Genomic DNA, 6,004 nt, shown 5'->3' with positions numbered 1-6,004 from the left:
TCATATGCTTTCTCTTCGATGCCGTGTCCTTCATGATCAGTGTGTTGAATATGCACGTAAAAATAAGATTCGTATCCATCTCAAAGGGACTTTTTCAGGTGAAGCCGGAACAATCGTTTCTTAACATTTATCTTTTTAGTTTTTTGATGTATAATAATAAAGTATGGAGGTTAACATGAAAAGGATCCTGTTGTTTAGAAAGCTGGATGAAGCAGATAAGCAAAAAATCGAGGCTTTGATGGAAAATGAGCCGATCAAATATGAAATCTCTCTTGCCAGCAAGTCGATGTCCATGGACGGCGGCAACGATGAACTGGCTTATGTTAAACGTCTTTTGCTGAGTCACCAGTTTGAAATTCTTTAAATTACCGGCAACGGTAATTTTTTTATTTTTCTTTCATAAAATAGAATGACTAAGGAGAACCATTCATGAAAAAGAAATATATGTTAATTGCTGCAGGTACACTCATTATTGCCGTTTGTCTTTTCATCTTCCGTCCTACCTCCTTTGCGAAAAAAGCCGACCGGGTATTTAGTGATCTAAACACCTATACGCTCAAAGGTGAAATGGAAATCAACAAGGGTGAAGATATTAAGAATTATATGTTAGAAATCAATTTCAAAAAGGGAGAAAATGATCAATATTTCAAGGTTTCTCTTTTTGATAAGAATTTGAATCAGGAACAGATTCTATTACGAAACAAAGAAGGTGTCTTTGTCATTACCCCAAGCCTTAATCAGATCTTCAAATTTGAAGGCGAATGGCCGCTTAATTCACCAAAACCCTATCTGATTCAAACGATGTATGACATCATCAGACAGGAAGACAGCATCAGTGAAAAAACAAAGGATGGAACGCTTATCAAAAGCAATGTCAATTATCCGAACAATAAGACTTATAAAACACAGGAAATTCTATTTGACAAAGACTCTAAACCAATCAGTGTGCATATTTATGATGATCAGAATACTTTACAGCTTCAAATTCTTTTTTCCAGCGTAGAGTACAACAACGATATTAAAGATGAAATCTTTGATTCACCGAAAACATTGGACAATACCGTATCTTCTTCTCTTATAAGCGAAGCCGATCTTCCTCTGTATCCTGTCAGCGTCTATGACAGCAAGCTTGTCAACAGCTCTACCTATGAAGTCAACGGTGAAGTACGACATATTTTAGAATATGATGGTGAGCATTCATTTACGGTCGTACAGACGCTCAAAAAAGCTCAAGGCGATACCCAAACCGTATTTAAATCCGGAGAAATGATCGATACGATCGAAATGGTCGGCTTTTATGACGGCGGAAGCTGTTTAGGCTATTATCAGAATTTAGAAATGAATGTATATTCACAAACACTGAGTGTCGATGAAATGATGAGCGTCATGAGCTCTCTGCAAGTCGCCGTCATGAAATAATGATCGAAAGAGGTGATGTCTACTATGCCGATCTGGCAGGAGGTATCGGCAGCGAACAAAAAGGGATTCGTCCGGTGGTCATTGTTCAAAACAACATGGGAAATAAGCATTCAACGACCTTGATCATCGTTCCCATATCAAAAAAACTAAATAAGCCTCCCCTGCCCACCCATGTGATCTTTCAAAGCGAACAGCTGGATTATATCTCCATGATCCTATGCGAACAGCTTCGAACGATTGACAAGAAACGCTTAAAAAGCAAGATCACCCATTTAGATGAACATATCATGTCCATGGTCGATCAAGCTTTAAAAATATCCTTGAATATATAAACAAAAGGTGCTTTATTCAGCACCTTTTGTTGCGCCACAGCTGCAAAAGTAATAATCAATATATTTTTCATAATATCCCTGATCTTCTTCATGAGTCACAGCCGGAATCGTTTTAGTGACATTTTGATAATTGCCATAATATACACCTTCATAAAGGCCTTCATCATCTGCATTCTTAATACCATTTTTTATGATTTCTTTTAAATCATCTAAAGTAAAACCATTTTCAAACCAATATGTCGGACCTTGCGCTACTAAATTTCCTTGCGCATCCTTTACATAAAAACGAGCACCACTTACTTTCTGTTCAGGAACATCAACGACAGTTACGATATTCGATACCCATCTTTCAGCATAATGCGGCTGCCACTGATGCTGATGAGAGGTACCTGTATCCTTATTAGGACTTTTATTCGTATTTTCATTAGTGCCGGTAGGATCAGAAGCAGAAGTATTATTTTCTGATGATGGATTTGATCCTGTTTCTGAATTTGATGATACTTCTTCATTTTCCTTTTCGGTTTCATCCGTAATAGTAATATCGCTCACAACTCGAACAATGACTTCTGTACCTTCTGTATCAAATGAAACTTCTGCCTCATTTTCATCTAAAAACCGACGAAGTGAATCCCCATCAAAAGTTATCGTATAAACGGCCTCATAATTTCCTTTCGTATCATAATCAATTTGACTATCATCCGTTTCTACATTTTTAATGATCGTTCCATCAAAATCAACAAGTGCCCCTAAATCAACATCACTTCCTTTTTCAATACTCAAATCTTCGATCCCTGAAAGAATTTCTTTATCAAAAAATATCTGAAGTTCCTCAAGTTCCACGTTCTGTATTTTAACTTCTTTTTCATCATTCGGCCTAACCATAAAATAAATCCAAAGAATCAAAACCAGTAAAATTAAAATTACTCCTGTCATAAACGATTTCTTATTAACTAATTTTTTTATAGAATCCATGATTTATCACCTGCCTGCTGTCTAATATTATAAAACGCCATGACTATTAACTCAATATAAATATTTACAATAAATTTATAATTAAATAATGATCCTCTTTGTCTTAGCATGTAAAAAAACTATGCCGTGGCATAGTTTCCGATATAAAAAATGGCGGTCTAGATGGGACTCGAACCCACGATCTCCTCCGTGACAGGGAGGCATGTTAACCACTACACCACTAGACCATGTAAACTTGCTTTATTATGATACACTAAATGTGATTCATACGCAAGTTTTTTTTTCATATTTTATTTTAACAGGGATTCCGCACGTAAGGATAAATCATCAGATAAATAAATCTTTAACCATTTCTCTTTGAAATATTCATTCATGACAGCTTCAAGTTCCTCATGCCCAATATTTTCTCCCTCACAGAGAAGATAAGCACCACAGGATGAACAGCCGCCAAATAAATGTATGGAATACTCAATACCCTTCTTTTTAAATAACTGATTGATGTCAAAAATATGCTGAAAGCTGATTTCAGCCATTATTCATTCTCCATACTGCAAACGATCGCATCTGCAAGAGCCTCTACATCCTTTTGCTGGGCTTCTTTCATGGAAGATGCAAGCGTTACTTTTTCTTCAAGCACGCGCATGTTTTTCATACCTTCAAAGAAATCCTTCATCTGCTTACCGGCCGCACAGGCCCAACTGCCATTTTCCATCAGTGCCACGGTACGATTCTGCAGGTTATGAGCCTTCAGATCATGAAGCAGATGCTCCATATTCACAAAGATACCGCTGTTATAAGTCACACAAGCCGTCACAAGATGAGAACATCTGAACGCTTCTGCAATCAGATAAGAAGGATGTGTCTTACTGACATCATATACCTTCAAATTCTTTACTCCTCTTGATGAAAGCTCATTTGCTAACACATTGGCAGCATTTTCCGTATTGCCATATACCGATCCATAAAGAATCAAGACTCCCTTATCTTCCGGTTCATAGCTTGCCCATTTCTGATATTTCTCTACATACCATTCGATATCGCTTCGATGAAGCGGGCCGTGCAAAGGAGCAAGAAGCTCGATATCCAGCGTTGGCAATTTCTTTAATACATTTAATACCTGAGGACCATACTTACCCACAATATTCGTATAATAACGTCTGGCTTCACTCAGCCATTCGCTCTTGAAATTGACCTCATCATCAAACAGATTTCCATCCATCGTTCCAAATGAACCAAAGGCATCAGCTGTAAATAAAACTTTATCATATGCATCATATGTCATCATGACCTCAGGCCAGTGAACCATCGGTGCACTAATAAACTTCAAGGTATGACGTCCTGTATTTAGGGTATCGTTTTCTTTTACTTCCAAATAATTGTCTAAATTCAAATCAAAAAACTGCTTCAGCATTTTTTTAACCTGCATATTACCCACAATTTTCAAATCCGGATAACGTTGTAAAAGGCATCTCACCATGGAACAGTGATCCGGTTCCATATGCTGGATCACAAGATAATCAAGGGACTCTTCTCCTAAAACATATTCAATATTCTCTAAAAATTGCTGGGAGATTGAACGATCTACCGTATCCATCAGCACTTTTTTATCATCCATCAGCAAATATGAGTTATACGTTATGCCATACGGGATCGGATATACGTTTTCAAACAGTCCAAGCCTGCGGTCACTGCCGCCTACATAATAGATATCTTCTTTTACTTTTTTTACACAGTGCATAATTTTTTACCCCCTGAAATACTTCAAAGTAACTTTTATTATTATAATCAACTTACCTGTTATTTTCAATTATTATGACTATTTAAATGGTGATATTTCACTCACATCCCAGATGATCTTCAACATATCGATCAATACCTTTCTGCTTTTGCCATCTAAAGCGCTAATTTCACGAATAGCCATGATTCCCTTAGAAAGATCAAGTTTTGTCAGATCACTTAACGTATGAATCTTTAATTTCTCAAAGACGCTGAATAGAGAAGACACCAGTTCTTCACGCTGCTTAGGTGTATATTCCTCCAGCATACCGTTTAATTTCGCAGAGGCTTTTTCACTTCCTAAAGTCATATCCTCCTGATAAACAAAATGTTGGGCAGTCACATGCCAGCTAAAGGCATCGTGCTGAAAAAGACCGCTTTGATCACTCTTTATGATACTGACTTTTTCAAAATGAGTAAACAACCGTCCAAAAATGCTGCCGGTAGGAATATAGGTATGAATCCTTGGAAGAATTCTTTGAAACGAAGGTCTTTTGCACATCTCTTCATGAAAGCCCGGCCCATCGAAATTATCGACACGCCTGATCTGATCCTGAATCTTTGCCGGAACAGCTGCTGCCGCATACATGGCAAGATTGCCTCCTTTCGAATGACCGCCAATATAATAAACATTCTTTTTCAATGCCCTATCCAGCAGAGAGGAGCTTGCATCGATTTGTTTGATATATTCCATTGCCCGATGCTGTGAGGGGACCTCATTTCGATAGGTCATTGCAAAATCCTCTTTCCATCCGACAATCGTATCATCCGTACCACGAAAAGCAATATATTTCCACACATTCCTATAACAAAACGTCACGGCCGCAAACTGTACTTCCTGTCGCTCATCCACCTCATTCACATAATGGCACATGACAAGTTCTCCAAAGCGTACAGTTTTTGCTGCTTCTTTTAATAATTCATAGCTGCGGTTTGTCAGTGATACCCGATTCTTCAATGTTTCTTCATCATATTTTTGGAAAAAGCGATCAGCAGTTTCCTTTAATGTTTTTTCACTTTCTTTTACAAGGATCCCATCATAATTTTCATAAGAGAGAATGCTTAATATCAAAGAATCAATTTCATTGAATGCCCGCTCTTCAAAACTAAGATCACCACGCCATGCCACATAATCAAGCAGATTCATACGATCACTCCCATATTCAATTGTATATGAAATAAGTCATAAGTCAATCTCCGTTACTGATTATTATATAATGATATCACTGTCTTATATTAATCAGCAATACGAGCAAAAATCTGACATATCCTTTCAAACACAGATACTAACATCTCTCAGCCAAGCCGATGCTTTTATAAATAATATTTTCTCAGTGTGATATTTTATATAAATTCTATTTAAGTGAAACATGAAATTGAAGAAATTGATCAAAAATAAAACTTTTTATGTCTTCACATGAATTTTATGGTATAATTCTAAAGTGATGTGTTAGTAGCTCAACTGGATAGAGCATCAGATTCCGGTTCTGGGGGTTGCGGGTTCA

At 37.1% G+C, this 6,004-nt stretch carries 7 protein-coding genes and 1 tRNA gene; 3 read left to right on the top strand and 5 right to left on the bottom strand.

Annotation, left to right across the window (positions count from 1 at the left end; translation table 11 throughout):
* Positions 1–175 precede the first annotated feature (175 nt).
* The 3 genes from Q0K35_RS02360 (at position 176) to Q0K35_RS02350 (ending at position 1,751) form a co-directional block, all read left to right on the top strand.
* A complete protein-coding gene (locus Q0K35_RS02360; protein ID WP_294561072.1) occupies positions 176–364 on the top strand; it encodes a hypothetical protein in 189 nt (62 codons plus the stop codon).
* Positions 365–429: 65 nt separating this feature from the next.
* Entirely contained in the window at positions 430–1,419 is a 990-nt protein-coding gene (locus Q0K35_RS02355) for a hypothetical protein (RefSeq protein ID WP_294561071.1), read from the top strand.
* Positions 1,416–1,751, top strand: coding sequence for a type II toxin-antitoxin system PemK/MazF family toxin (locus tag Q0K35_RS02350; RefSeq protein ID WP_365936204.1), 336 nt, complete (start codon positions 1,416–1,418; stop codon positions 1,749–1,751). Before Q0K35_RS02355 ends, Q0K35_RS02350 begins: the two co-directional genes overlap by 4 nt.
* 12 nt (positions 1,752–1,763) lie before the next feature.
* Here the strand turns inward: Q0K35_RS02350 and Q0K35_RS02345 are convergent, their stop codons facing one another.
* The 5 genes from Q0K35_RS02345 to Q0K35_RS02325 form a co-directional block, all read right to left on the bottom strand.
* Positions 1,764–2,723, bottom strand: coding sequence for a hypothetical protein (locus tag Q0K35_RS02345; RefSeq protein ID WP_294561069.1), 960 nt, complete (start codon positions 2,721–2,723; stop codon positions 1,764–1,766).
* Between the two features lie 151 nt (positions 2,724–2,874).
* Positions 2,875–2,950, bottom strand: a tRNA-Asp gene (locus tag Q0K35_RS02340).
* A gap of 63 nt (positions 2,951–3,013) precedes the next feature.
* On the bottom strand, positions 3,014–3,256 hold the full coding sequence (locus Q0K35_RS02335) for a hypothetical protein (RefSeq protein WP_294561068.1): 243 nt from the start codon (positions 3,254–3,256) through the stop codon (positions 3,014–3,016).
* Positions 3,256–4,461 (bottom strand): FprA family A-type flavoprotein, encoded by a 1,206-nt coding sequence (locus Q0K35_RS02330; protein ID WP_294561067.1) that lies wholly within the window; start codon positions 4,459–4,461, stop codon positions 3,256–3,258. The genes Q0K35_RS02335 and Q0K35_RS02330 overlap by 1 nt, the downstream gene beginning before the upstream one ends.
* Positions 4,462–4,539: 78 nt before the next feature.
* Positions 4,540–5,646, bottom strand: coding sequence for an Mbeg1-like protein (locus Q0K35_RS02325; RefSeq protein ID WP_294561066.1), 1,107 nt, complete (start codon positions 5,644–5,646; stop codon positions 4,540–4,542).
* Positions 5,647–6,004 lie beyond the last annotated feature (358 nt).

Source organism: uncultured Traorella sp., from assembly GCF_944327115.1.
Taxonomy (GTDB): Bacteria; Bacillota_I; Bacilli_A; order Erysipelotrichales; family Erysipelotrichaceae; genus Traorella.
The sequence above is the reverse complement of the archived record's forward strand: the minus strand, read 5'-3'. Positions and strand labels throughout refer to the sequence as shown.

Coding starts and splice junctions, on each gene's coding strand:
- Q0K35_RS02360 (WP_294561072.1), top strand. CDS start 176: ATGAAAAGGATCCTGTTGTTTAGAAAGCTGGATGAAGCAGATAAGCAA.
- Q0K35_RS02355 (WP_294561071.1), top strand. CDS start 430: ATGAAAAAGAAATATATGTTAATTGCTGCAGGTACACTCATTATTGCC.
- Q0K35_RS02345 (WP_294561069.1), bottom strand. CDS start 2,723: ATGGATTCTATAAAAAAATTAGTTAATAAGAAATCGTTTATGACAGGA.
- Q0K35_RS02335 (WP_294561068.1), bottom strand. CDS start 3,256: ATGGCTGAAATCAGCTTTCAGCATATTTTTGACATCAATCAGTTATTT.
- Q0K35_RS02330 (WP_294561067.1), bottom strand. CDS start 4,461: ATGCACTGTGTAAAAAAAGTAAAAGAAGATATCTATTATGTAGGCGGC.
- Q0K35_RS02325 (WP_294561066.1), bottom strand. CDS start 5,646: ATGAATCTGCTTGATTATGTGGCATGGCGTGGTGATCTTAGTTTTGAA.